Annotated in this window: 18 protein-coding genes and 1 pseudogene; 8 read left to right on the top strand and 11 right to left on the bottom strand. The window is 62.9% G+C overall.

The annotated features are described in order from the left end of the window. Positions 1-5: 5 nt before the first annotated feature. The 4 genes from ACV7NQ_RS33905 to ACV7NQ_RS33890 form a co-directional block, all read right to left on the bottom strand. A complete protein-coding gene (locus tag ACV7NQ_RS33905; RefSeq protein ID WP_463363284.1) occupies positions 6-2,177 on the bottom strand; it encodes a CRTAC1 family protein in 2,172 nt (723 codons plus the stop codon). Positions 2,178-2,830: 653 nt separating this feature from the next. Further along, positions 2,831-3,877: a ParB/RepB/Spo0J family partition protein gene (locus tag ACV7NQ_RS33900; RefSeq protein WP_463363283.1), complete on the bottom strand. Its 1,047-nt coding sequence runs from the start codon at positions 3,875-3,877 to the stop codon at positions 2,831-2,833. 1,574 nt (positions 3,878-5,451) lie between these two features. Further along, complete coding sequence (locus tag ACV7NQ_RS33895; RefSeq protein ID WP_463363282.1) at positions 5,452-6,651, bottom strand: cysteine desulfurase family protein; 1,200 nt, start codon at positions 6,649-6,651, stop codon at positions 5,452-5,454. Further along, positions 6,648-7,322 carry an ArsR/SmtB family transcription factor gene (locus ACV7NQ_RS33890; protein ID WP_463363281.1) on the bottom strand — a complete coding sequence of 225 codons (675 nt, stop codon included), beginning with the start codon at positions 7,320-7,322 and terminating at the stop codon, positions 6,648-6,650. Before ACV7NQ_RS33890 ends, ACV7NQ_RS33895 begins: the two co-directional genes overlap by 4 nt. Before the next feature lie 140 nt (positions 7,323-7,462). Here ACV7NQ_RS33890 and ACV7NQ_RS33885 point away from each other — a divergent pair, with 140 nt between their 5' ends. After that, positions 7,463-8,833 (top strand): MBL fold metallo-hydrolase, encoded by a 1,371-nt coding sequence (locus tag ACV7NQ_RS33885; RefSeq protein WP_463363280.1) that lies wholly within the window; start codon positions 7,463-7,465, stop codon positions 8,831-8,833. Beyond that, positions 8,830-10,143, top strand: coding sequence for an MFS transporter (locus tag ACV7NQ_RS33880; protein ID WP_463363279.1), 1,314 nt, complete (start codon positions 8,830-8,832; stop codon positions 10,141-10,143). The genes ACV7NQ_RS33885 and ACV7NQ_RS33880 overlap by 4 nt, the downstream gene beginning before the upstream one ends. A 172-nt stretch (positions 10,144-10,315) precedes the next feature. Here ACV7NQ_RS33880 and ACV7NQ_RS33875 read toward each other — a convergent pair whose 3' ends face one another. From ACV7NQ_RS33875 to ACV7NQ_RS33855, 5 genes and pseudogenes are all read right to left on the bottom strand, one after another. Beyond that, entirely contained in the window at positions 10,316-11,101 is a 786-nt protein-coding gene (locus tag ACV7NQ_RS33875) for a methyltransferase (RefSeq protein ID WP_463363278.1), read from the bottom strand. Positions 11,102-11,189: 88 nt separating this feature from the next. Beyond that, a pseudogene (locus ACV7NQ_RS33870) lies at positions 11,190-11,681 on the bottom strand (glycosyltransferase); the annotation flags it as partial. A gap of 374 nt (positions 11,682-12,055) precedes the next feature. Next, positions 12,056-13,702, bottom strand: a complete 1,647-nt coding sequence (locus ACV7NQ_RS33865) for an MFS transporter (protein WP_463363277.1) — start codon at positions 13,700-13,702, stop codon at positions 12,056-12,058. A gap of 132 nt (positions 13,703-13,834) precedes the next feature. Further along, on the bottom strand, positions 13,835-14,998 hold the full coding sequence (locus ACV7NQ_RS33860) for a class I SAM-dependent methyltransferase (RefSeq protein WP_463363276.1): 1,164 nt from the start codon (positions 14,996-14,998) through the stop codon (positions 13,835-13,837). Between the two features lie 351 nt (positions 14,999-15,349). Further along, positions 15,350-15,652 (bottom strand): hypothetical protein, encoded by a 303-nt coding sequence (locus ACV7NQ_RS33855; protein WP_463363275.1) that lies wholly within the window; start codon positions 15,650-15,652, stop codon positions 15,350-15,352. Here ACV7NQ_RS33855 and ACV7NQ_RS33850 point away from each other — a divergent pair. After that, the gene (locus tag ACV7NQ_RS33850; RefSeq protein WP_463363274.1) at positions 15,651-15,866 is read left to right on the top strand and encodes a hypothetical protein; all 216 of its coding nucleotides are present in this window, start codon (positions 15,651-15,653) and stop codon (positions 15,864-15,866) included. The two genes, ACV7NQ_RS33855 and ACV7NQ_RS33850, sit on opposite strands and share 2 nt — an antisense overlap. 87 nt (positions 15,867-15,953) lie before the next feature. On the opposite strand, the gene ACV7NQ_RS33845 is transcribed toward ACV7NQ_RS33850, so the two are convergent. Further along, positions 15,954-17,975, bottom strand: coding sequence for an NACHT domain-containing protein (locus ACV7NQ_RS33845; RefSeq protein WP_463363273.1), 2,022 nt, complete (start codon positions 17,973-17,975; stop codon positions 15,954-15,956). A 567-nt stretch (positions 17,976-18,542) separates the two neighbouring features. On the opposite strand from ACV7NQ_RS33845, the gene ACV7NQ_RS33840 reads away from it, so the two are divergent. Then, positions 18,543-18,962 (top strand): Shedu immune nuclease family protein, encoded by a 420-nt coding sequence (locus ACV7NQ_RS33840; protein WP_463363272.1) that lies wholly within the window; start codon positions 18,543-18,545, stop codon positions 18,960-18,962. A 675-nt stretch (positions 18,963-19,637) separates the two neighbouring features. Here the strand turns inward: ACV7NQ_RS33840 and ACV7NQ_RS33835 are convergent. After that, on the bottom strand, positions 19,638-21,818 hold the full coding sequence (locus tag ACV7NQ_RS33835) for a malate synthase G (protein ID WP_463363271.1): 2,181 nt from the start codon (positions 21,816-21,818) through the stop codon (positions 19,638-19,640). A gap of 166 nt (positions 21,819-21,984) precedes the next feature. Between ACV7NQ_RS33835 and ACV7NQ_RS33830 the strand changes: the two genes are divergently transcribed. Genes ACV7NQ_RS33830 through ACV7NQ_RS33815 form a run of 4 tightly spaced genes read left to right on the top strand, consistent with a single transcriptional unit; the run spans position 21,985 to position 25,716 of the window. Continuing rightward, the gene (locus ACV7NQ_RS33830; protein WP_463363270.1) at positions 21,985-22,740 is read left to right on the top strand and encodes an SDR family NAD(P)-dependent oxidoreductase; all 756 of its coding nucleotides are present in this window, start codon (positions 21,985-21,987) and stop codon (positions 22,738-22,740) included. Continuing rightward, the gene (locus ACV7NQ_RS33825; protein ID WP_463363269.1) at positions 22,737-23,786 is read left to right on the top strand and encodes a zinc-binding dehydrogenase; all 1,050 of its coding nucleotides are present in this window, start codon (positions 22,737-22,739) and stop codon (positions 23,784-23,786) included. The genes ACV7NQ_RS33830 and ACV7NQ_RS33825 overlap by 4 nt, the downstream gene beginning before the upstream one ends. Then, positions 23,783-24,424, top strand: coding sequence for a TetR/AcrR family transcriptional regulator (locus ACV7NQ_RS33820; RefSeq protein WP_463363268.1), 642 nt, complete (start codon positions 23,783-23,785; stop codon positions 24,422-24,424). The genes ACV7NQ_RS33825 and ACV7NQ_RS33820 overlap by 4 nt, the downstream gene beginning before the upstream one ends. A gap of 2 nt (positions 24,425-24,426) precedes the next feature. Further along, entirely contained in the window at positions 24,427-25,716 is a 1,290-nt protein-coding gene (locus ACV7NQ_RS33815; protein ID WP_463363267.1) for an acyl-CoA dehydrogenase family protein, read from the top strand. The last annotated feature ends 138 nt before the right edge of the window (positions 25,717-25,854 follow it).

Here is a 25,854-nt window from a genome sequence, read left to right as displayed (position 1 = left end):
CATCATCAGTGGGCCTCGTCGAATGCGCGCAGTGCGCTGCTGAGGAGCCGATCGCCCTGCTGCTGGGTCACTTGACCGCTTGCGCTCAAGTCGCTCACCGCCTTACTGACACACGCTCGGTATTGATCCACCGGGACAGCCGGATCGGTGTAGCTGCACGGGATCTCGGGGAACGTGATGCGCTCTCCGGGCTTCACGTCGTAGAGCTTGTTCCGGACACCACCCGGCCAGAGCACCTCCACAACTGCGGTACCCGCTTGGCCCATACCGAACGTGCCCTCGAGTTCGTCCTGCGAGGCGAAGCTCGACCCTGCGATCACCGGTCTGATCGCGGTGTTGCCCCCCGCCGGGGTGAACTTGACGACCGCGCCGATACCGCTCCGGTTGACTCGCGCCCCGTCCGTCAGCCCGATGCTTCCGACCGTGCGGACCGCCGCCGAACGGTTTCCGTTGCCGCCGTTGTTCATCTCGACAACCAGGTCGCCGTCCTCCGTGTGCTTACCGGTCGGCGTGTAGAGCACGGTGTTGCGCCGTCCGCCGCCGAAAGGCGCGTAGACCTCGAGGAACTTCGCGTCATCGAACGGTGAGTTGAAATTGAACTGCTCGACATCGTGGTACGGCGTCAGGTCCCCCACGTTGACCGACGAGCCTACGGAGACAACGTCGTCGAATCCGTTGTGATCCAGGTCGGCGACCGCGACCCCGAGCACCGTCCGATGCCGATGGTCGGCGCCCGACCGGGTGAACGCATCGTCGGCGCTGAAGGACGGAAAGAAGCCGTTTCGCAGGGCCTGCGGGCCTTCGTTGTGCAACAGCGCCCCCGGGTTGTCCGCTGTCACAACGGACAACGCGTCCAGTGAGCCGTGATAGACGATGTCAGGGGATCCGTCATTGTCGTAGTCGAACGTCGAGACGCCCCAACCGAACGGTGTCGCGTTCAGTCCACCTAGGCTCGGATCTGCCGCAGTCGCAACGGGATTGCGGACCGATGACCTGCGCGGGTCGACGAACGTGCCATCGGGCTTCTGCAGCATCCAGCGGCTGGACCAGTCGCCCAGATCCTGCGTCACGATCGGCACCGGTGGATTCATCATCACGTAGTCGCCAAAGTTGGTGGAGAAGAAATCGATCGTGCCGTCGAAGTTGAAGTCCCCGAACGCAAGTCCCATCCATGCCCCCGGTTCTGCAAGACCGACCTCGTATGTCACATCCTGAAAGTGCCCTGTGCCGTCATTGCGATATACGCGGTTGAAACCGCGGTCGATACCGCCATATTTACTCATGAAGAACGCGCCCTGATCGTTGGCTACGACGAGGTCTGGATCTCCGTCCTGGTCGATGTCGACAGCAGCGACGGCCCACGAGATGTCCCCCAGTGGGGCCGGCGCGACTCCCTGAAGCTTGATCATGTCGAAGCCCGAGCTGGCTGAGACGTCCGCGAACGTCGACCCGCCGGTGTTGTGCAGCATCTGGTTCTGTTGTGTCAAGCCGTACGGCACGCCGACGATAGCCAGACCATCCGTCATGGAAAACGTGTTGGCGATCGCGATGTCGAGCAGACCGTCGTTGTCGAAGTCCGCCATCGTGCAGCTCGTATGGTTCAGATTGCCCAGGCCGGTGTTGCTCGAGTCCGTAATGTCTTGGAACGCACCGTTGCCCAGGTTCTTCAACAGATGGTTCGGCTGATTGCGTCCGAGCACGTAGAGGTCCATGTTTCCGTCGTTGTCGATGTCTCCTGCACATGCGCCGTTGGCGTCCATGGCCGTGAGTCCGACGCCTGCGGCCGACCCGACGTCGACAAAGGTCGAATGTCCGCCCTGTAGGTCGTTGCGATAGAGGCTTTTGGGCCTGCCGGGGCCGTTGGTCACGAAGATGTCGGAGTCGCCGTCGTTGTCGTAGTCGAAAAGAACCACACCGGGCAGGCCTCTGTCGTGCACAGGCTCGGCAACGAAGTCCGCGTCGTTGGACATGGGTCGTTGCCGATTCCCCTCACGTCGCGCGAACTCCGCCGGTGAGGGCGCCCGCCGATAATCACTCAGGCTCGACCCCGGAGTGATATCGGTGAATGTCACCCCCGCGGTCGCAGCGACCGCCGGTCTCGGGACGACACCGACGAAAATAACAACCGCTACAGCTGCCATCACGCTCACCCAGCTGTGCCCGACTTTCAAAGTCATTGCGCCTCCATACGCCTGCAGGCTCTATATCGAGAGCCCTTGCCTCATCGCCGCCCGGGATGAATACCAGGGAGCAAGAACTACCTATGAGAGCGGGATCTTTTGAGTCTTTACACCCCATACTTTTCAAATTGAGCCGATCGGACGGTACCGCGCTCCGCACGCGGTAGTCAATTGATGATCCGCACTAGAGAGACCCCCTTCTCGACTGCACAATAAAGCCGTATAATCGCCTCACGCCGCTGTCATGTGAGATATGCACCCAGGCCTGCGCCGACGCCCGAGGACTCATGTCGAACCCGCAGAATCACCTCGGTGCCGAAGCAAGATATCTTAATATCGACACAGTGTTGCCAATCATTTACTGAGTATCCGTAATTACGCAGCACACGTCATCAATCTCACCATGACAGCACCGGCGAAGCGGCTCCCAGCTTGGTTGAAGTAGCCCTGCGTTGTAGATTCGCTATAAGATTGCTCCTGCGAGATTATCCGAGCAGCGTGGAAGATAGATAGCAGATAAATTCTGCCAACATTCACTTCGTCGGACCTTCGATCAGGTCGAGGCCGCCTCCATCGTCACTGTGCCCCAAAATAACTGGGCAAGCGTTTAGTTCTCGAACCAATAAGCCTTTAGAAGTTTCCGACGTGGCTCAACGAGCTATCTTGTTGGCTGCTTCGATGTCATGGGCGAACCGTAGCCATGCGTTGCTGCACTGGCGAGCTAGCTGGATCACCGACTCAACACAATGCGGTGGCACCGTCCTCGCCTGCTTCATCGGGTTGTCACGCACAACATATGCATTCAGGAATCGCAAGAGCTCCCGCCCGCTCTCGGAGTGACGCAAGGACGGGTCCTTGGCGAGCCTCTGCAGAATCGATAGATCGATCTCCTCTGGCATGACTTCTCTGGACGCATGCTTACGTGCCGGGGAGTCGTTGGAGACATCGTCGGTTGGCGAGGGCGTTCGATCATCGGCCTCATCCCGTCGCCGTTGCGACGGGATCGGGCTCTCGCCGTTGCGGATCCTCTTGCGGACGTCATGTGCAGTGCCCACCGAGATCCCGGCGCCTACCGCAATCTCACGGAGCGAAGCGTTCGGGCGCTGTTGAAGTATCTCCGCGGCCCGCTTCCGTCCCATCTCAGGGTCCAGTGGCCGAACCTTTCCATCGGCGCCGATGCGGCTGCTCAACTGCGAATGTTCCGAGGTTGATCGATGACTACGGACTGCACCCACGGTTTTGTCGGACAGCCCGACGTAGCCGGCGATCGCTCGGTTGGACAGTTGCGGTGAGGACTCGATGATCCGGCGGGCAGCTGCCACTCGCTCACCCAACGAGAGGGGCAGGCCGTGTGCGTTGTTCTCCCTGACAGCCCAGATGAACGCTTCCGACTCATCGCCGTCGAAGAATCGCACCTGGATTGTCTTCGCCCCGACAAGTTTGGCGGCGTATAGCCGGTGCATTCCGTCGATCACTCGCATGGTTCGACGATGCACAAGAATAGGCGGTGTCGCCGTCTCGACCTCCGAGAGGCAACGGCAATAGTCCTCGTTGATGCCGTTGAAGCGAGGCGAGTCGGCCGGATGTAACGATTCAATCGGCACCAGCAGGGTTTCGATTCTGCTCGGCGAATAACTGCGCGGGTCTTCTGATAATTCGGTAGAATTGGTCTCCAAGGAGCCTGAATGCTGCTTCATCTTTCACCTTCCCCCTCACCAGTTCGGGCGATATAACAAGAGCTCCACGAACCTGCCCGGCGAAGCCGATTCGATGTGAGATCTTTTATATGAATGCAAATGTCCGTAGGGTTAACATGCGCTTACGTTGGAGCACCGGTCATCGACTGGTCCGAACATTCATTCTGCTGGCTTGGGTAATTAGAGCGGGATTTGCACCTCTTTGCATGCCGGACTCCCCCGACTATCACGTTTCCGATTGAAAGTTCAACCGAATCTTAGCATGCACCTTGCAAATTCAATGCTCATCTACCTGAAAACCCTCGACTGAAGCAAGCTTTTCCCAATATGTCAAGAGGAAACTGCTTACTAATCACTCGAAAAAGTGGATGTGGACTGCGCGCAGCGTCCAATGAATACAGCTCGGAGCTTTTCAATCGACCGCATTGAACAATCAAATGATGCGCGCGATCCACCTCTCGACCCATTCGCTTCGGACGAGTTAGATGGTGTGCACGGCGCGCAGCAGGAGCTCTCTACTCGCACTCAGTAGAGGAGGGCAGTTCCACTGCCGGATTTGCGTTTGACCACGCGTTCTACGGCTCTCACACGGGGTTTGACCACACCGCTGAGCGATCTTAGACCGATGACCAGTTTCGACGGTAGCAATTCGCTATGCAGACCGATCTCCCCCGATCCAGCCGAGTCGAGTTCTGCGAACTCGACCCACGCCATCACGACGGACTCGGCGGCCCCGCAGGCGCGAGAGTGATCGACCGACTGCATTGGGTTTCTCCCATTCCGAATCTGCGACTCAAGCTCCCCCGAGAGGTCCTGAACCCCCCAGTTCTGTGGGCACACAGTTCCTCCGTGGACGACTACCGGCTCAGGCTTGGATGGTAGTCGCATTTGAACTCGACCGGGCGGTTTGTGCTGAGACGGTTCATAAACCGTGTTGGTCGCACCGCGCCATCCGCGCGACTTACTATGCCGCGATGAGCCACTCGTCAACTGGTTCATCGCGTCCTGCTCAACTACCGCAAAACCCGCATCCCACAAAGAACACCGCCTCGGCAGACCCGCACCCGAACAGCCACCGCCGCTTGGCATCTCTAAACACCATGCGGGCAGCTTATTTCAGCGACCTATGTCATCGCCGATGACGGTATCGACTGGTTCTCGCTTAGCATCAGAATTCGATCTGATGCCTCTCATACTGGCGAATTTAATCGTCCACCCGATGCTCCACTTCCGCCCTCTCCCACAGTCTGACCGCAATACCGCATTACAGAAATCACCCGGTTCGCCCATCAACTCACGGGCAGTTCGAGCAATCCCCGGTTAGAACGTCAGGGCATGCCAACTGCCAGACGCATCGTCAGGTACCTCGGGGATTCAACAGACATGAAGGCCAGGTCTTGTTCGCTATGTTCAGCTTCGAGGACGCAGACGGTGGACTGAGAGCCGCAGCGGGTGTAGCGGCGACTCGGGACTCCGCCTTCGACGACGTCGCGCATCAATCGCACCTTGGGGACTTCGCAGGTCTCCAGCGTCCACGCGGAGAGACGAAAGTTCGTGTGGGGAGGCAGTGTCGGTCATCGTTCTCCTGGCGTAGTGACGCTGCGGCGGGCGGTCGCCCCTTCACATTCGGTCGCCGCCGCTGTCAGCGCGGCGACCGCGACCTGGATGTCTTCGGAGGTACTCATACGTCCCAACGACAGCCGTATCGCTCCAAGAGCCCGTTCAACCTCGATGCCCATCGCGGTCAGCACCGGTGAAGGACTGAATGTTCCGGTGTGGCAGGCCGAACCGGTGGACGCTGCGATCTGCGGTGTGGCGGCGAGGATTTCGTGGCCACGTCCGCCGTCGATACTGATGTTGAGCGTGTTGGGTAGCCGGTGCTCCGCGCTGCCGTTGAGGTGAACTCGATCGGGAAGGGCATCGGAGAGTTGTTGATACAGCTGGTCACGCAGCTGAGCGAGACGGGTGGGCGTTCCGTCGGCAAGATCTGTGGCGACCAGTTCGGCCGCGACACCGAATCCGACGGCGAACGCGACATTTTCGGTGCCTGCGCGCCGCTGGTGTTCTTGGCCGCCACCGTAGATCATAGGTTCGAGACCGATGCCTTCGCGCACGTAGAGTGCGCCGATTCCTTTGGGCGCGTATATCTTGTGGCCGACCACGGTGAGCAAGTCCGCTCCGAGCGCCGAAATATCCAGGTCGATCTTGCCTGCGGCTTGAGCTGCATCGCAGTGCAACAGTGCGCCGTGGCGGTGGGCCAACTCGGCGAGATCGGAAATCGGCTGGAGCACACCGGATTCGTTGTTGGCAGCCATCACTGATACGAGCGCTGGCCGCTCGTCGAGTGCTGCGGCGAGCGTGGCGGGGTCCAGTCGCCCATCGGATTCCACGGGCAGAACAGTGACGCGCACACCGTGCAGTCGAGATAGCGCACGGCAGGTCGCCAGCACCGCCGGGTGCTCGGTGGCCTGAGTGACGAGGTGGGCGAAGGGGCGCCCGGGAGCCAGGACGACGCCGCGCAGGGCCAGCAAGTTGGCTTCTGAACCCGAGCCGGTGAAAACGATCTCGCGCGCTGCGGCGCCGATCAACTTCGCGACCTGAAAGCGCGCGGCATCGAGCGCGGCTGCTGGTCGACGACCGTACGTGTGGTCGCTCGACGGGTTCCCGAATACCTCGGTGAGATAAGGCAGCATCGCGTCGAGGACGCGAGGATCGACCGGGGTGGTGGCGTTGTAGTCCAGATAGACCGGACGAGTTGCCGGGGCTTTGGTCATACCAGCTCGGCTACGACGACAGGAAGTTCAGCGAGTCGCCACTCGAGCATGCCGTCACGGAGCCGGATCGCGCGCCGGCCCCGATCATTGAGCAGGCGGACCGCGTCATAGGCCATCACGCAGTACTCGCCGCGGCAGTACACCACTATCTCGGCGTCGCCGGGGAGTTCACCGATACGCTCACCAAGCTGCTTGACGGGAATACAGACTGCCCCGGGAATATGGCCGGCCTGGTATTCGGGTAGCGGGCGCACATCAAGGATGACGAAGTCACCGCCTGCGCCACGGGTGAGCAGGTCCTCGCGCGTCATCTCTCGTCCGTCATCAAGCCCGAGGTAGTTGACGCGAGCCGGAGGCACAGCGCTCTGATGGGCTTCGGCGACCTTACGTAGCAACGCGAACAGTTGCGCCACATCTGGACCAGCAAGCCGGTAGTGGATCCGTACGCCCTCGCGGCGGGTCACGACGAACCCGGCCTGTTTGAGGGTCTGCAGATGCGCCGATGCCGTGGTGAGGTTCAAACCCGCAGCGATGGCCAGCGCCTCCACTGTGCGCTCGCCCTGGGCCAGCAGATCCAGCAGTAGGAGCCGTTTGCCGCTCGCCAGTGCCTTACCACTGGCGGCGAACGCTTCGTAGAGAGCCGCTTTCGCGGAGGGCTCGTCGCCACCCATCGTTGCCTCCAAAAACGCCGTGCCATAGCACATCTCGCCCCGACCCAGTTGATCGTCGGAACCGCATGGCCTACTGTACTCATATTCCATGTTTTAATGGAATAGCACTTCGCTTGAACAAATCACAGGGGAGTTCTGCGATGCCGTCTCGTTTCACGCTGGTACCCGTCATCGACGAGGGTCTGGGCAACTCGACCTACCTGCTCGACCTCGGCGACGGTCGAGCCCTAGTCCTCGATCCCGAACGCGATGTGCGGCAAGTGCTCGCTGAAGCGCGCCGCCGCGGCCTGCGCATCGCTTACGCCGTGGAGACCCACATGCACGCGGACTTCATCTCCGGAGTTCGTGAACTGGCCGAGACCGACGGCGCTACCGTGCTGGCCCCCGAGGTCGGGCCGCGTGGATTCACAGTGACAGGTATGAACGATGGGCAGCGCATCGCTGTGGGTTCGTTCACGCTGCAGGCACTGGCCACTCCTGGCCATTCCCCTGAACACCTGTCGTATCTCCTGTACGAAGGCGATCAACTGCTGGGCGTTTTCACCGGCGGGTCGTTGATGGTCGGCACTGCAGGACGCACCGACCTGGTCAGCCCGGACCAGACCGTGCCGCTGGCTCGCGCCCAGTACCACTCGCTGCAGCTGCTTATGGAATTGCCCGACGACACCCCGGTCTGGCCAACCCACGGCGCGGGGTCGTTCTGCTCTTCGGGGGTGGGTGGAGATCGGGTCAGCACAATCGGTAAAGAGCATGCCACCAATCCGCTCCTGCAAGTCGACAGTGAAGACGCGTTCGTGGAAGCCCTTCTGGGCTCGCTGGGCACCTTCCCCAACTATTTCTTGCGCCTAGGTGAGGTCAATCGCAAAGGGCCCGCGGTTTTGGGCGAGACCCGCGGGCTTGCTGCGTTGACCACCGACGAGGTGCAGAAGTTAGTCGCCGATGGTGCGCAGATCGTCGACGTACGCGAGGCCGCAGACTTCGCCGACGCGCACATACCCGGTGCCCTGTCCATCACCTTGCGTCCGGTCTTTGCCACGTGGCTGGGTTGGCTCACCGACCCGGATCGACCGCTGGTCATAGTCCGCGCCGCGAATCAGAACCCCACCGACATCGTTTGGGAGGCAGCCAAAGTCGGATTCGACACTGTTTCAGGGGAACTCGGCGGCGGAATCGACGCATGGACCGGTCAGGTCGACTCCGAGACAGTGGAATTGCTCGAGGCCGAGCAACTGACCACCGACGCACCAATGACCATTCTCGACATCCGGCAGGCCGGTGAGTTCGCCGCCGGCCATGTGCCCGGTGCCCGCCACATCGAACTCGGCACGCTCGCACACAGCCCCATCGAGGTGCCGGACGGTCCGGTGATAGTGATGTGCGGGCATGGCGAACGGGCGATGGGTGCAGCGAGCATCCTCGAAGCCGCTGGCAAAACCGATGTACGAGTGCTGGCCGGGCACCCGGCCGACTACGCCCGTGTCCGCGGAGAGGAGTTGCAAACCCAACGGTGAAGCTGCCGCGCTCGCACCGACCGGCGCTGGTACTAGGCCTTCGGGAGAACGCGTCCCAGTTCATCTTGCTCGTCGCGGTCAACGCGCTGGTCGGTGGCATGGTCGGTCAGCAGCAAACAGTGCTGCCACTGCTCGCCAGATCCGAATTCGGCCTCACCGGCTACACCTTCATATTCACCTATGTCGCAGCCTTTGGAATCACGAAGGCGATCGCGAATTACTTCGCGGGAACGTTTTCCGACCGCTACGGCCGCAAACCGGTCCTGCTGGTGGGTTGGCTGTTCGCGCTGCCGGTACCGCTGATGCTGATCGCCGCACCCAACTGGGGATGGGTCGTCGGAGCCAACGTGCTGCTTGGCATCAATCAAGGCTTGACCTGGTCGACCACGGTGGTGATGAAGATCGACCTCGTCGGTCCCACCCGCCGCGGACTGGCCATGGGGCTCAACGAAGCAGCCGGATACGGCGCAGTCGCGCTGAGCTCCCTGCTCGCCGGGTACCTCGCTGAACACTATGGCCTGCGCCCGGCCCCGTTCCTGCTCGGGTTTGCCTACGCCGCACTGGCACTGGCCTTGTCGGGGGCTTTGATTCGCGACACCCGCGACCACGCACGATTGGAGGCCGCCCGCTACAAACCATGCGACCGCGGCCTCCGCGACCACCTGGGTGCCGAGCTGACAGACCGCCAGATCGCTCTCCAAACCAGTTTGAAAGAACCCGCTCTGTCCGCGGCCAGCCACGCCGGGTTGGTCAACAACCTCAACTTTGGTTTGTCGTGGGGGTTGTTCCCGTTGCTGTTCTCGACCGCCGACCTCCCCGTCGGCCAGATCGGGCTCCTCTTCGCCCTGTATCCCGAAGTCTGGGGCGCCGGACAGCTACTCACCGGGGGACTGTCCGACAAGATCGGCCGCAAATATCTGATCGTCGGTGGGATGGCAATCCAGGCGGGGGCCCTGTCGGTGATCGCGTATTCGCGTACGTTCGCCGGGTGGGCGCTCGGAACCGTGCTACTCGGCGTTGGCACCGCGATGGTCTACCCGACGTTGCTCGCCGTGATCGGTGATGTCGCCCATCCGATGTGGCGCGGCCGCGCACTCGGTGTCTACCGTGTCTGGCGCGATCTCGGCTACGCCGTCGGCGCCGTTTTTGGCGGTGTTGTCGCCGACCTCATGGGTCTACACGCCGCAGTCAGGGCCGCCGCGACCGTCAGCGCCGCGGCCGCGCTCCTAGCAACAGTCCGCATGTACGAAACCCATCCACCGCACCACGAACCGCGCAGACCATCGCGACTCAAAAGCGGTCCGAGATAACCGATCCACAGCATCCGAGCCGCTGCCTCCAGCGGACGCAGACTGGTCGACCATCGATCGATATCAACGTCAGCAACGGAATCCGGCAGGCGCATCCTCGCACCCGGTCCGCAGTCAGGGCCGACGGGCAACGAGGACAGCGTTGGCTCCCGGCCCGTCGAGTCGGCGTATTTCAATACCTTCGAACCCGTCGGCCCCCATCCATTCGCGATATTCGGTCTCGGAGTAATTCTTCCCCGCGGTGGTCTCGATCACCATGTTCAGACCCATCAGCGCGGCGTCCTGCACGCCGAGAATCAAGCATCAGCTCACAGACCAGGAGCGCTCCGCCTGGGCGAAGGGCGTTGTAGCTCTTGCGGATCAATGCGCGATTAGTCTCTGGATCCCAGTTGTCGAGTACCCCGCTGATCAGAATCGCATCGTGCTCTTCCGGAAGAACAGGTTCCGCGATGAAATCCCCTGTTACGGTATTGATTTGGTGGGCGAGCCCGGCGTGAGCGACCCGAGCCGCAGCGTCGGCACAGACGTGATCCAATTCGTACAGCGTTCCACGCAGCGCTGGATTTCTCCGGCAGAGTTCGATCAGGAAGGCCCCCGACCCGCCGCCGACATCAAGAAGGCGGTGATGCGCACCGAAGTCATAGGCGTCCGCCAGGCCACGGGCCGTGTAGGTGGCCGCGACATGAAGCGCTTCCCAGAACATCTCGGTCATGACCCGGTCCTCCCGGGCGAACGGCGAATCCTGCACGGCAGGGTCCCACGTCATCGGTCGATCTGTCCGTAAGGCCTCGACTAGACGATCCCAGGCAGGGTACTCACGCACATCACAGAAACGGACAAAACCTCCGAAGTAGTCGGGTCCGCCTTCTACGAGAAATTGTGCTACGGTCACAGAGTTGCCGTACTCGCCATCTTTCTCGACGAGCAGGCCCAATGAGGCGCACGAGGCCAGGAACATGTCGGCCGGGCGCCCTGTCCCCCATGAGCGAATTGTCGGACAGCAGTGAATCAACGAGGTCAGGGATGAACTCCTTGCTCACCATCGTCGGCGCGAGATCAACACCGATGCCACAGGTCGCGATCCGCTGCGCATTCGCGAATTGATCAGCGAACTGGGGCAATACGAGCTGAGGCACGCCGTGTACGAGCGCCGTCATCGTGGTCCCGGCCCCGCCGTGATGGATGATTGCGCGACAGCACGGCAGTAACAATCCGAGCGGAACCCAAGACGTGACAAGGACGTTGGGCGCCACCTTCACCTCGTCGGACACCCGATCCCACGAGCCGGGGTCTATCGCCAAAACGACATCGACGGACAGCTCGGACAGTCCGTCGAGTATCGAGCGCATCATCTCGGCCGCCCAGGGCAAATTCGGCAGAATCGTGCCCAACGTGACGCACACCCGTGGCCGCTGACATCTATCGCTCATCCACGACTCGTACACAGCTGCACCGTTGTAGGGCACGTACCGGACAGACACCGTGGTGGAACTCGGCGGCGCCTGATGGAAACTGGGTGGGCAGACATCAATATTCAATGCCGCGGCCAGGTCGACGTTGTCGTCCAGACGGCCCGCCGCTACTAGCGAGTGGCGGGACTTGCCAGCGCGACGATCGACTGTCCGACAACCGATTTCGGCTTACAGCGTGAGCCCGCTAGGCGCGCCGGAAGCGACACGCTCGGGGCGCCGGCCCACAAATTAGCGATCTGCTTTCAGCCCACGCGATGTCGACGATTTTTCAATCAGGTCATGGAGCGTGGAAACGTTATTTGCTCAGCAAAGACGGCAAATCATTGCCGCACTTTCGGTTTATGGCAAACGCCTTCATGCTCAATGCATCGCGGTCCTAGCCGCCTACGCGACGAGCACCCCAAGCCCGGCGCCTGATAGGACATGTGAGCGGTTGCGGATCAGGCGGTCGCGCGTAGTTCTGCTGCGGTGATTTCCTCTAGTGGGCGGCGGCGGGTCTCGATCAAGAAGGCGATGCCGGCCGCCGCCGCGATGGTCATCGGGATGGCGCTGATGAGCGCGGTCGTCGAAATCGACGGCGTCGCCACGGCGAGAACCACGAGCGCGATCACGATGATGCCGCCCGCCTTGCTCATGCCCGCCGCCAAACCGGTTCCGCGAGAACGTATTCGGGTCGGATACACCTCGGCACCGTAGGCAACGAGTACCGCGACCACCGAGCTCGCGCCCCAGATCGGCGGAATGAGCAGCGCGTACAGCAGCGTCTTGTTGTCCGCGACCCGATCGCCGAATGCGACGAACCCGAACAGCGAGATCGCGAGCAGTGCACTGAGTATCACCATCGTCCATTTCGAGGATCGGTGATAGCAGTAGGCGACAAGAAAATTGAGCGGGAAACCGATCAACGCCGAGTCGCGCAGGATCTGATCGGCCGAGACGCCGCTGTACCCGAGCTGGCGCAGGTTGGTCGGCAACCAGAGCTGGAAGCCGTAGACGACCAGACCGACACCGAGCCCGACCAGCACGAGCACCGTGGTGATACCGCCGAACGGTCGCTGCAGCAGTCGGCGATACCCGCCGGTGACACCCGACTCGACCGCGAGCTCGGGCTGCTCGACCGGGACGATCGACGCGTGATAGACCCGCAGCACCTCCTCGGCCTCCTTGCGGCGGCCGAGCGCCAGCAGGAAGCGCGGCGACTCCGGCACCCAGCGGGTCAGCAGAATGGTCAGCAGCCCGGTCGGGAACCCGATCAGCCACATCACCCGCCAGCCGTAGCTGTCGCCGATGGTGGACGACAGCCAACTGGTGATGACGTACGCGCCCGCGATATCGCCGCCGATCAACACCAGCAGCCAGCCGCGGTGGCGCGCCGGAATCGTCTCGGCCAGCAGGGTGAACGCGATCGGCAGCATGCCACCCGCGCTGATGCCCATGATCAGGCACATCACCAGATTCAACGCGAAACTCGGCATCGCACCGCACACCGAGGTGGCCACGAAGAAGACACCGGCCAGCAGGATCGCCGCCTTGCGCCCGATCCGATCACCGAGCCAACCCCAGATGAGCGAGCCGATCACCGTGCCGGTGATCCCGGCGAGTGGCAGCAGCGCGGCAGGCAGGCCGCCGCCGGGATTGGTCGCGGTTTTCAGGCCGTACTCCTTGGCGACGCCGGGCACCACGAACGCCAGCGTGGTCGGCTTCATCACGTCGATGGTGATGGCCGCGGCCATCACCAGCAGCAATACCACGTGCACGCGATTGATCGGTGCGTCGTCCAGCGCGCGCACCCGCAGGTTCGCCACCCGATCACGATGCGCGCCAACGGGAATCAGCCCGTAGGTGGTGACCGCGAGGCCGAGGACGATCAGCACCATGCCGCCGATCATGCTGGCATCCATGGGCATATCCGCCATGTGATAGTCCATGTGCCGCGATTCCCAGAACATCGGCAAGTGCAGCGCGGTACCGAGAGTGGTTGCGGCAAGGCCGAACCAAAAGGCGCGGGTGCGCCGTTGGACAGTTGCCGAGCGAGACCCATCGTCGGATTGCTCGATCGCTGTATCCGACTGCTCTTGGTTACGCACAGATATCTCCATTCCTTGCCGCACGAACATCGAGCGGTGCAAAGCGGAGCCGACGTACCAACGCGGCTGCGGCACGACGAGCAGCATCCGTGGCGGGCAAGCCAATGCCCCCGCCGGCCAGCCACCGCGTGATCATCCGCCGACAGCCGCTTCGCGGGGCAACCATGCTGGCGCCGTCTGCTCGGTGTTCACGCCTTTTTCGATGAAGGCGATGTTGTGATAGAGGTGGATTGCGGCAACACCTTTTTCGATGTCGGCCGGCTCGTACGGTGACGTACGAAGCTGGTCTTGATGATGCAGGCCATCGATCAGAGTTTTCAGGAAGCCCACCGAAGTCCCCGGGTCGTTCAGATCGGCGCGGTTGCCGTTGTAGCCCGGCCAATAGGACGCCTGGAGATCCTCGATGACATACATCGCACCGGGCCTCATCAGCGGAAACAATGTCGTGAACGATGTGAGCACGTGGTCGCTTTGGTGGCTACCGTCGTCGATCACGAGGTCGAATGGGCCGATTTCCTTGTGCAACCGGGCCAGAAGTCCCCGATCGGACTGGTCACCGGCGATCGTGCTGAGCCGCGGCTCGTCCACCGCCGACTTGTCGAACAGATCCAGCCCGTGAACCAATCCACGAATGAAATAGTGCTTCCACATACGCAACGAGGCGCCGCCTGTGTCCCGCGACTGGTAGCCGCCGACGCCGATTTCCAATACCTTGACCCACTGCTCTCGATAGGGCGCGAAGTGCCGTTCGTAGTGCGGGGTATACCAGTGACCGCTCCATTTGTCGGAGCCGAAGCGCAACGCCAGGTCAGTGATCGTGGGCCGGAACTCGTCGCACGCTCGAACTACCTGACCGGCGGCGCTGCTCGCCAACCTCCATCTCACAACCCACGGGTCCTCGTTCGAGAACTCCACAGGCCGCCCCGCGCCGTTGATCCATACTTCCCTCGTTGCATCGTGTCGGACGCCAGGAGCGCCGTAAACCGCACGTACCAATTCCGCCAAGTCCTGCCGAACCCGAACGTCGGCGGACTCGGCCCATCCCGGCACGACCTCGACAGCCCCGCCACCCACCACAACCCGATAGGCCCATCGGTCCCCCGAATAGCCCAGATCAAACTGCACCGCAATGACTTCCGGCGGCTCATCGAAGAACTGTGTACGCGAAGCCACCTCAGTCAACACCAGCATCGCGATCTGGTCGACGTCCACGCCAGCCAGGGCAGCCTCAGTATCGGCGATGGTGCCATCCGCAATGGCGAACAAACGCTCATACACCGCATTGCTGCTAGTCATCACATGCCCCCTGGAGATGGTTCTCAACGCCAGCGTCCCTTGCGCACAACGTGTTTGGAGTCTCACTCGACGATCATGCTGCCGCTCGGCATCACCCCAAGCCTTCTGCGATCTCGAATTCCCAGCGGTTGGTGCGCCCAAACCTCCAACACATTGCTTCCAGATCGTAGTAGCGATGCTCGTAGTTCAACCTGCTCAATGTTGAGTTCTGCCCCCTTGGTTCCTCCTCGTGAACAGCCTGTCCGGCAGGCAATTTCGGCGCACTCACCTGCGGTGCAAGGGGTGCGGAAGTCACCTCGACCTGGTTGAGCGACGCGCCCAGATTCCTTCATCGAACGCAGCTTTGACACCCTATTCCGAGTACAGGGGAACGAAATGAGCATCAATCAAAAGATCACCGCTGGCGAACTGGACAATCTCACGTTTCACGGCAAGCTCGAGGACGGGCACCTGGTGCCCGGTGGCCTGCTCGGCGACCAGGCCGCTATGGACGACATCGAGGTCGGCATCTACGTGCTGGAGAAGGACGGCACGCTGATCGCCTGCAACAAGACCGCTCTCGGCGCCTGGGGACGCAGTCCCGAACTGGGCACAAGCGAGAAGTATTGCGGCGCTTTCCGTCTGCGTTACCCGTCCGGCGAGGTCATGCCGCATGAAGCGGACCCGCCTTCGGTGCATCAACAACGGCGGCACCGTCCGCGACGCCGACGTCATCTGCGAACAGCCCGATGGTTTCCGGCTGCTCGCGCTGGTCAACGTCTTCCCGATCCGCGACGAGTCCGACCAGGTAGTAGGAGCGGTCAACATCTTCCGCCACAACACCACCAAAACCGTGCCAGGACTGCTGGAGTCGGCAGGCGCCAGCTGAGCACCGTTTCAGGAGCCACGCAGCGCCTCTCCCCGGCGGAAACGCCCGCTGGGAGAGGCGCCGTGCCCGTGGTCTGGCAGCCGGGTTTCATAGCCCGGACGACGGCTGTGCAGCGAGCCACTCCTGGTAGCTCTGATGCCGAAACTGATAGGCGGCACCGGTAACTCGCAGTAGACCCGCCCCGCGCGCCCAGTCCAGGAAAGGTCCAGGCGATGATGCGAAACCAGATCCAATCGTGAACAACAATCTCGCACATCCGTATCGGATGCTCGCCTTTGCCCGCGCCAAGAAGATCAACGCACCGAGGGCGATACCCAGTGGGGTCCCAGCCAGAGCCATCAGTATTGCCACCAACGGGCTCAGCGCAAGCAACGGCAGCGAGATTTTGCCTTCAGTCGCTGCTTTGGCGAATGCCAAGACGGTGATGATCGAAGCCAGCACGAGCCACGTGATCACACCGATGTAGACGGCGGCCAGCGCATCGTCACGGATGATCCGTTTCTCGTCGAGCCGGGGTTGCCGGTGGCCGGTGAGGCTGATGCCGAAGGTCAGCACCAGCGCGGTGATGGCACCGTCCAAGACTGCGCCTTCCGCAGCGTCCCGCGGCGGCAGCGGGTTTGCCGTTGCCGGGTGCTCGTTCACGAGGAAAGCGCAAATCGAAAGGCCGAGCCCCGTGGTAACACCTGCGACCGAGGCCTTGATCCAGCGCTTGGCGTCACCGGGTTTGTATGTCCGCCACAATGCCTTTCGTGATTGGGTTTCAGATGGCCAGTAGCCACGGACGCCGCACGCCAGCGCGCACAATGTGCCGACCGCTACACCGTTCCGCATAGCTGCCCCTACGTCGGTCCCTGCCCCGACGGTGGGCACAACGAAGAGCGTGAGCACCGCCCCGAATGCGGCTACCGTAGAGACGAAGGCATGCAGCAGTCGGCATGGCAGGCGCCCGGCCAGATTCCATATCTGATCCAACGAGAAGTCGTTGCTGCCGACCCGACTCGGGCCGAGGGTGAAGTGGCGGGCAAGCGACCGCATCCATGTCGACACCTCGTCCCTGGTGTACTTCTGCTGGCTGTGGACGTCGCGAGGCTGAGCAGCGACTGCGGAAGGTATCAACGCGGAGAACAGCACATCTTCGATCGCCTCCCGGCTGGTTGCCTCCGTCAGCACGGCGGCCTCATCTGGTCGCGCGCGCTTCAGGAACTGCATGGTCAGGCCCAGCATCCAGGGTGTGCGCAGCGACTGTGCGAAGATCCCATCAGGATCGGCCTCGAGTTTGTCCTTCAGCAGCGCCCACTTCTGCCCGCCGTTGACATCGCGCCAGTCCTTTAGATGATCAGCGACCTGCTGCGCCGTCAGTGCTTGCAACGCGATCACCGACGCCTCGTGCAGCCCGGACTCGCCACGGAGTTCTGAAATTTTGCGGTAGGCGTCCACACGGGCGGTGACAACAATCGGCTTTCCAAGCCAGTGCACTTCGTTGAGCTGTTCCAAGGCCGCCCGGGCGCGTGCGGGTTCTCGCGAATCGCTGTCCATCTCGTCTAGACCGTCTAGGACTGGAAGTATCCGGTTCGTCTCGACGAGTTCTCGCGCCACCCGTAGTCGAAGCGAGTAGTCCTGCGCGATCCGCCGAGCGAGCCACTCTCCGAAACTGGTCGAATCGGGATCCCAGCTGGAAGCATTGAGGCGCACCGGAACAGGCATGCGATCGCGCTTCGAGCCCACCCGCCGATCCAGCAGGTCGAGCACGAGATTCAAGGCAGCCACGGTCTTTCCCGAACCTGGGCTGCCCACGATCACCAGGCGAGGGTCTCGCAACCCGTCGAAATACTCGCGGACCCCGGCCAGCGATCCGAACTCGCCGCTACCGACAGTCCAAGTGTCAACCAGTGCGTTCCATCGCAGACCTATTCCTTTACCGCGCGCCACCCCCAACTCTCCGAGCCGGCGCTTCTCGGTCTTCGCCACGAGACCGGCCAGGTTGTCCGCGACCGACGCCAGCGCGGTAGCCGATACATCCGGGCGCAATTTCCGCAACAGGGATCCGGCTCCTCGCGCCGCGGGCACCACCGCACGACCGACGACCGCCAACTCCGAACCTGCCACCACGCGGCCCTTTCCATCCACCGCCGCGACTGCCGGGCAGCTTGTCGAACTCGAATCATCCTCTCGCTCAGACAATTCAGCGCCAAAGCTAGTACATCCGGCAGCGCCAAGCCAGCGTGGTTGTCCCACCCGACCCGCACACGACATGGCGGAGGACCTTCGCCAGCGGATCGTGTGTGTCGCAGCAGGATTCATGCATGTCGAGCGAGCATCACCGCAGTCAACGGTCGAATGGAGAGCACTCCGACCAGTTCAGATTGCGTTACAACATTCCATCACGCCATCTACGGGTTTCCCGGCAACGGCAACGGCGGATCCGGATGAGGCCGAAGTCATCTGATTCCACTGCGCTCGCCGTGCTGTTTTCGTATACGCCTTCACCGCTTGTCAATGGCCAAGTTGAAGTTAAGTTGGCCATGGACACCGCTGGCCTTGCTCGCACATGGGGCACCTGCATTGTTTGTCGAGCAGACCGCCCAACACCCGTAGCAGAAAGGTCGCAGGAACCACGGTTACAGCAACCGGAGATCTTCCGGAATTTGCTGATCACTGCCTTGATAGACCGGAATCTTGACGACATCTGGTCGGATCCGATCCCTCGTTTTCGCGGAGATCAAGACCCACAAACAACCATTGTTGGGCACCGAGTACCGGGCAGGCTGCTGGGCACCGTCACACTTCCTCACCGACGGCATCGCCCAAGCCCAGGGAACCGTCCACTTGGCCGCGGAACAGATCGGCAAACGATTGCAGGACAAAGCCGCCGATGGCAGCGACATCCCCGGTGAGTACTCCCACCTCATCCGTCCGCGAAGCTTTCTCATCATCGGCAACCTGGATCAGATGCTAGGTAGCCATGGAGGACATCACGAGGACAGGTTTCGATCATTCGAACTGTTCCGCCGCCAACTCATCGAGCCCGAAGTACTCACCATCGACGAGTTGCTGGCACGCGCCGAATGGTCCATCGCACCCGCCGCTGGACCTTAACTGCTTAGTGCCATCGGGCTCAGCCCCGTCGGCCGCCAGGAGACGGGCACCCCTATTCCACCGGCCTCGGACACGCTCGAACGCTGAAGGTGTGAATCCCACTCCAGTGGACCAATCGTGGGGGCGACTGTCACCCGGTGCTCTTTGCCTCCCGCGCGATTACGGGACACTAAGAACGATGCAAGGCGGTGGATTACCGCTGCTTGCCCGAATCGATTCGCTGAAAAGTTGCCGGTCCAAAAACTGCCCCGGCGCGTCGCTCGGCGACACGCCGGAGGTCTGGATCGCGGCGAACGTTCTCCCAAACGAATTGGGGCTGGACGTCCCAGCAGCCGTCGGCAGCGGCCAGGGCCCCCGACTGCCGAGTATAGGCATCGGGTATCGCCGCACCAGGCACGCCGGCTACGGATCCGCAGCTCTGTGGTCCGGTGTGAAGAACATGCATCGCCGACAGAGGCGACCCAACCGTTGGCGCAAATCCGCTGGTAGGCAGCTTTGGTGACTGTGGCTACACACCCCGTTTTGTGACCGTTTTTGTGACCGTTTTGAGCGTGACGGACCGGTATTTGAGCTGATCTCCAGTAATGGAAGAGGCCCCGCTCCCGGTGTCTCCGGTGCGGGGCCTCGAGCAGAAAAGATCAGCTAGGCGCTACTTTTCAGTCACTGAACGGCACTCTACTTGCAGGCCGCCTTCGCCTCACGGCGGCGACGGTGCAGGATCGGCTCGGTGTAGCCGTTGGGCTGCTTGGCGCCTTCGAGGACCAGCTCCTTGGCGGCCTGGAAGGCGACGCTGTCCGCGAACCCCGGCGCCAGCCGCTGGTAGTTCGGGTCGCCCGCGTTCTGCTTGTCCACCACCGGAGCCATCCGCTCCAGGCTGGCGACCACTTCGTCGGCACTGACCACCCCGTGGCGCAGCCAGTTCGCCACCAGCTGGCTCGAAATACGCAGGGTCGCACGGTCTTCCATGAGGCCGACGTCCTTGATGTCGGGCACCTTGGAGCAACCGACGCCCTGGTCGATCCAGCGCACCACGTAGCCGAGGATGCTCTGCGAGTTGTTGTCCAGCTCCTGCTGCTTCTCCTCGGCCGACCAGTTCGGGTTCGCGGCAAGCGGGATCTCCAGGATCTGGTCGACGGTGGCGCGCCGACCGCCCGCGGCGATCTCCTGCTGCCGCTCGAAGACGTTGACCTGGTGGTAGTGGGTCGCGTGCAGGGTGGCGGCGGTCGGCGAGGGCACCCACGCGGTGTTGGCGCCGGCACGCGGGTGGCCGATCTTTTGCTCGAGCATGTCGTGCATCAGATCCGGCATCGCCCACATGCCCTTACCAATCTGCGCCTTGCCGGGCAGGCCGGTGGCCAGGCCGATGTCGACATTCCAGTCCTCGTAGGACAGGATCCACTGCTGCTGCTTCATTTCGGCCTTGCGGACCATCGGCCCGGCCTCCATGGAGGTGTGGATCTCGTCGCCGGTGCGATCGAGGAAGCCGGTGTTGATGAACACCACGCGGTCGGCGGCAGCCTGGATACACGCCTTCAGGTTCACCGTGGTGCGGCGCTCCTCGTCCATGATGCCGACCTTGAGGGTGTTGCGCGGCAGGCCGAGCACGTCCTCGATCCGGCCGAACAGCTCGGTGGTGAATGCGACCTCGTCAGGGCCGTGCATCTTCGGCTTCACGATGTAGACCGAGCCGGTGCGGCTGTTCTCCAGCTCGGTGTCGCCGCGCAGCGAGTGCGTGGCAACCAGCGAGGTGACCAGGCCGTCCAGGATGCCCTCGGGCACCTCGTTGCCGTCCTTGTCGATGACCGCGTCGCTGGTCATCAGGTGGCCGACATTGCGCACGAACAACAGCGAGCGGCCGTGCAGTGTGAGCTCGCCGCCGTCGATCGCAGTGTAGACGCGGTCGGGGTCCATGGTGCGGGTGAAGGTCTTCTCGCCCTTGGTGACCTTCTCCGCCAGATCGCCCTTCATCAGGCCGAGCCAGTTGTGGTAGCAGAGCACCTTGTCCTCGGCGTCCACGGCGGCGACCGAATCCTCGAAGTCCATGATTGTGGTGATCGCGGATTCCAGCACCACGTCCTTGACGCCAGCGGGGTCGGTCTTGCCGATCGGCGAGTCGCCGTCGATCTGGATCTCGGCGTGCAGACCGTTGTGCTTCAGCAGCACCGAGGTCGGCGAGGCCGCGTCGCCCAGGTAGCCGACGAGCTCGGCGCCATCGGCGGCCAGCGTGGTCACCTCGTCGTTGGCCAGCGTGACGGCAAGCGTGCCGTTATCGATGGCGTAGTGCGTCGAACTGCGGTGCGAGCCGTTGGCCAGCGGGGCGGCGGTGTCGAGGAAGTCGCGGGCGAACTCGATCACGCGCGCGCCGCGGACCGGGTTGTAGCCGGTGCCCTTCTCGGCGCCGTCGGCCTCGGAGATGGCGTCGGTGCCGTAGAGCGCGTCATACAGCGAACCCCAGCGCGCGTTCGCGGCGTTGATCGCGAAGCGCGCGTTCATTACCGGCACCACGAGCTGCGGGCCCGCGGTGGTGGTGATCTCGGTGTCCACGTTCTCGGTGGCGATCTTGAAGTCGGCCGGTTCCTCGCGCAGGTAACCGATCTCGCCGAGGAAGCTCTTGTAGGCGGCCTTGTCGTAGTTCGCGCCAGGATTCTTGGCGTGCCAGGCGTCGATCTTGCCCTGGATCTCGTCGCGTTCGTCCAGCAGGACGCGGTTGCGCGGAGCGAGGTCGTTGATGACCTGCTCGGCACCGGCCCAGAATGCGGCGGAATCTACGCCGGAACCGGGGAGCGCCTCGTTCTCGATGAACTCGTGAAGAACGCCGGCCACCTGGAGCCCGCCGACCTGAATCCGCTCTGTCATCTACTGCCTCACTCTTGAGAAAGCCGGGTAGGAAAATCGCAGCTAATATTACCCGTGGGTAGTAATACCTCCGTGCGCCGCCCCTTGATTGCATCGGCGGGTAGATTTAATGTACTGATTGGAACATTTAATAGAGGTTAGTGCGCCTAGACCAAGGGAGTGCAAGGTGTCGTTGCCGGGACAGTCGTTGTCGGACAAGGTCGTGCTCGTCACCGGCGGTAGCCGTGGACTTGGCAGGGAGATGGTTCTGGCGTTCGCGGCGGCGGGCGCTGACGTGGTGATCGCCAGCCGCAAACTCGACGGCTGCGTCGCACTCGCCGACGAGGTGAACAACACCCACGGCCGCCGGTCGCTGCCGGTCGCGTGCAATGTCAGCGACTGGTCGCAGTGCGATGCGCTGGTCGAGGCCGCCTATGCCGAATTCGGCCGGGTCGACGTGCTTGTCAACAACGCGGGCATGTCGCTGCTGTATCCGAGCCTGGACCAGGTGACGGAGGCGATGTTCGACAAAGTGGTCGGGGTGAACCTCAAGGGCCCGTTCCGCCTGTCCACCTTGATCGGCACGCGTATGGCCGCCACGGGTGGTGGCGCGATCATCAATATCTCCTCGATTGAGGCAACGCGGCCCGAGCCGCTCGCGGTCCCCTATGCCGCCGCCAAGGCCGGGTTGTCCAACCTCACTGGCAGTCTCGCGCAAGCCTTCGGACCGACGGTGCGGGTCAACACCATTCAGTGCGGCGCGTTCGCCACCGATATCTCCAAGTCCTGGCCCGATGAGTTGCGGTCGGAGATGACCAAGCACATCGTGCTCGGGCGGGTTGGCGAACCGAACGAAATCGTCGGTGCCGCATTATTTTTCGCCACCGATGCCTCGGCGTTCTGCACGGGCGCGACCCTGGCCATGGACGGGGGCTGGCGATGAAGGCATTGACCTACGAAGGCCCACAGCGGATTTCGCTGACCGAACAGCCCGATCCGGTACTGTCCGGACGAGACGGGGCGATCGTGCGCGTCACGGCCGCGGGGATCTGCGGCAGCGATCTGCACATCTACGCCGGGCACGGGTTCACCGACCGCACGGGCTACAGCGTCGGGCACGAGGCCGTCGGTGAGATCGTCGAACTCGGTTCGCAGGTCCAGGGTTTCGCGGTCGGCGATCGGGTGCTGGTGGCCGCATCGGTCGGCTGCGATCGCTGCGCGCAGTGCAAACTCGGCGTCGTCGCCGCTTGCGAACGGCATCCGCTGCCGATCGACGCCTGTTATGGACTCGGCGGCTCGCTGCCGGGTGCGCAGACCCAGCTGCTTGCGGTACCGCGCGCCGAAGGCAACCTGGTGCGGCTGCCCGACGCGGTCAGCGACGAAGCCGCGATCGTCCTCACCGACAATGCGCCGACCGCCTGGTACGGCGCACGGCGGGCGCGCATCGCGCCGGGCGACACCGTGGTGGTGATCGGGCTCGGCCCGGTCGGTCTGATGGCTGTCCAGTCGGCTTTCGCCATGGGTGCGTCGCGGGTGCTCGGCGTAGATCTGGTTGCCGAACGCCTGAAGCGCGCCGCCGAATTGGGCGCCGAGCCGGTCGACTCCGACGACCCCAAATCCGCCATCCGCGAGATGCTCGGCGGCGGTGCGGATGTCGCGATCGAGGCGGTCGGCGCCGACGCGACGATCAAGCTGGCGACCAGCGCCGTCGGGTATCACGGCCGGGTCAGCGTGGTCGGCGTCAGCCAGAACCGGGCCTTCCCGTTCCATATGCCGTTGGCACAGGTGAAGGGGCTCGAGTTCCATATCGGACTGTGCTCGATCCAATACGAGCTGCCCGCTCTGCTACGGCTCACTGCGGCTGGGCGGCTGCATCCGGAAGCCGTTGTCACGCATCGACTCCCGATGTCCGAGGGGCCGGACGCTTACCAGATGTTTGCCGAGCGGGCGGACGGGGTGTCCAAGGTCGTCCTGGATCCACGGCTATGACCGACATCGCCGCCCCACGTCGCCGCGGTCGTCCACCCGCGGCGGAAACGACCGCCGAGGCGACCCGCGAACGCATCGTGCTGGCCGCCGTGGAGCTGTTCGCTGAGAAGGGTTTCCACGGCACCGGGGTCGCCGAAATCGGCGACCGGGCCGGGGTCCAGCGGGGCGCGCTGTACTACCACATCGGGTCGAAGGAAGAACTGCTCTGGCAGATCCTGCGCGACTACATCCAGCTGATGCTGATCGACGCGCAACGGATCGCCGACAACGACGACGACCCGATTGCCAAGCTGCGCAGCCTGATCCACAGTCACGTCGACCTGATCGTCCGACACCGACGCGCAGTCGCCATCCAACTGCGCGACGTCACCGCGCTGACCGGCGACCGCGGCACCGAACTGCAGGACCTGCGCGATCAGGTACAGCAGTGCTGGCAGCGTGTCATCGACGCCGGTCGCGCGACGGGCGTACTGCGCACCGACGACCACGTCGTCACCAACAGCATGCTCGGCATGCTCAACATGGTGACCCTCTGGTATCGCCCGCACGGCGAGCACTCACCGGAGGAGATCGCCGACATCCTCGCAAGCACCTTCCTCAATGGCATTGTGCACCCGACCGACCAAACGAAAGGCTGACCATGGCTTGGGACTTCGAAACCGACCCGGAATACCAGAAGAAGCTGGACTGGGCCGCGGAGTTCGTCCGTACCGAGGTGGAGCCCATGGACCTGCTCTACCCGAATCCCTATGACCGGACCAATACCGAGGCCATGGCGCTGATGCGTCCGCTGAAGGAGCAGGTCAAGGAGCAGGGCCTGTGGGCCTGCCACCTCGGGCCCGAACTGGGTGGTCCCGGCTACGGGCAGATGAAACTCGCTCTGCTCAACGAAGTGCTCGGGACGTCGGTGTGGGCTCCGTCGGTATTCGGTTGTCAGGCGCCGGACTCCGGCAATGCGGAGATTCTCGCGCACTACGGCACGCCGGAACAGAAGGCGAAGTACCTCGCGCCGCTGCTGTCCGGTGAGATCGGCTCCTGTTACGTGATGACCGAACCGACCGGCGGCTCGGATCCCACGACATTCAAGACGACGGCCGTGCGCGACGGCGATTCCTGGGTCATCAACGGCGAGAAGTGGTTCAACTCGAACGCGCAGTTCGCCAGCTTCCACATCGTCATGGTGGTCACCAACCCCGAGGTCAGCGCGTACCAGGGCATGTCGATGTTCATCGTGCCCGCCGACACCCCCGGCCTGGAGATCGTCAAGAACTTCCACGTCAACGGCTTCAGTGAACACGAGGGCCATTTGCGCTTCACCGATGTCCGCGTCCCCACGGACCACCTGCTCGGCGCCGAGGGCCAGGGCTTCATCGTCGCCCAGACCCGCCTCGGCGGCGGCCGCGTGCACCACGCCATGCGCACGGTTGCCTTGGTGCGCAAGGCCTTCGACATGATGGCCGAGCGCGCGGTCTCCCGGCCGATGCGTAAGGGTCCGCTGGCGGGTTTGCAGATGACCCAGGAACGTATCGCGGACAGCTGGATCGAGATGGAACAGTTCCGTTTGCTCGTGCTGCGCACCGCCTGGCGCATCGACAAGGAGCAGGACTATCTCAAGGTGCGCAAGGACATCGCTGCCATCAAGGTCGCCATGCCCAAGGTGATGCACGACATCGCCCAGCGCGCACTGCACCTGCACGGCGCGATCGGTGTCAGCACCGATCTCCCGTTCGTCGACATGATGAACTACGCCGAGGTCATGGCCATCGCCGACGGACCCACCGAGGTCCACAAGATCACCCTCGCCAAAGAGGTACTGAAGGACTACGCCCCCGGCGATCCGGTCTACCCCAGTGGCTACCGCCCCGCGCTGCGGGAGCAGGCCCGCGAACTGGTGGCCCGGCGCCTCGAACACATCGTCGGCAATCTCTAAGTCGGTCTATCAAGCGCGAGTTGTGGATCGAGGTGATAGAGCGACTCGCGTCGGAGGCGATGGTGACGTCGACCGGATAGCCCGGGTCGGCGTCGCACACCGAGGCACGCCGGCACGGCCACCTCGCGATGCCCCGAA

The organism is Nocardia sp. Tas62D01 (genome assembly GCF_055232035.1).
The sequence above is the reverse complement of the archived record's forward strand: the minus strand, read 5'-3'. Positions and strand labels throughout refer to the sequence as shown.

Excerpts from the sequence above, each read along its gene's own strand:
- ACV7NQ_RS33905 (WP_463363284.1), bottom strand. The coding sequence starts at position 2,177 with ATGACTTTGAAAGTCGGGCACAGCTGGGTGAGCGTGATGGCAGCTGTA.
- ACV7NQ_RS33900 (WP_463363283.1), bottom strand. The coding sequence starts at position 3,877 with ATGAAGCAGCATTCAGGCTCCTTGGAGACCAATTCTACCGAATTATCA.
- ACV7NQ_RS33895 (WP_463363282.1), bottom strand. The coding sequence starts at position 6,651 with ATGACCAAAGCCCCGGCAACTCGTCCGGTCTATCTGGACTACAACGCC.
- ACV7NQ_RS33890 (WP_463363281.1), bottom strand. The coding sequence starts at position 7,322 with ATGGGTGGCGACGAGCCCTCCGCGAAAGCGGCTCTCTACGAAGCGTTC.
- ACV7NQ_RS33885 (WP_463363280.1), top strand. The coding sequence starts at position 7,463 with ATGCCGTCTCGTTTCACGCTGGTACCCGTCATCGACGAGGGTCTGGGC.
- ACV7NQ_RS33875 (WP_463363278.1), bottom strand. The coding sequence starts at position 11,101 with ATGTTCCTGGCCTCGTGCGCCTCATTGGGCCTGCTCGTCGAGAAAGAT.
- ACV7NQ_RS33860 (WP_463363276.1), bottom strand. The coding sequence starts at position 14,998 with ATGACTAGCAGCAATGCGGTGTATGAGCGTTTGTTCGCCATTGCGGAT.
- ACV7NQ_RS33850 (WP_463363274.1), top strand. The coding sequence starts at position 15,651 with ATGAAGCGGACCCGCCTTCGGTGCATCAACAACGGCGGCACCGTCCGC.
- ACV7NQ_RS33855 (WP_463363275.1), bottom strand. The coding sequence starts at position 15,652 with ATGCGGCATGACCTCGCCGGACGGGTAACGCAGACGGAAAGCGCCGCA.
- ACV7NQ_RS33835 (WP_463363271.1), bottom strand. The coding sequence starts at position 21,818 with ATGACAGAGCGGATTCAGGTCGGCGGGCTCCAGGTGGCCGGCGTTCTT.
- ACV7NQ_RS33825 (WP_463363269.1), top strand. The coding sequence starts at position 22,737 with ATGAAGGCATTGACCTACGAAGGCCCACAGCGGATTTCGCTGACCGAA.
- ACV7NQ_RS33820 (WP_463363268.1), top strand. The coding sequence starts at position 23,783 with ATGACCGACATCGCCGCCCCACGTCGCCGCGGTCGTCCACCCGCGGCG.
- ACV7NQ_RS33815 (WP_463363267.1), top strand. The coding sequence starts at position 24,427 with ATGGCTTGGGACTTCGAAACCGACCCGGAATACCAGAAGAAGCTGGAC.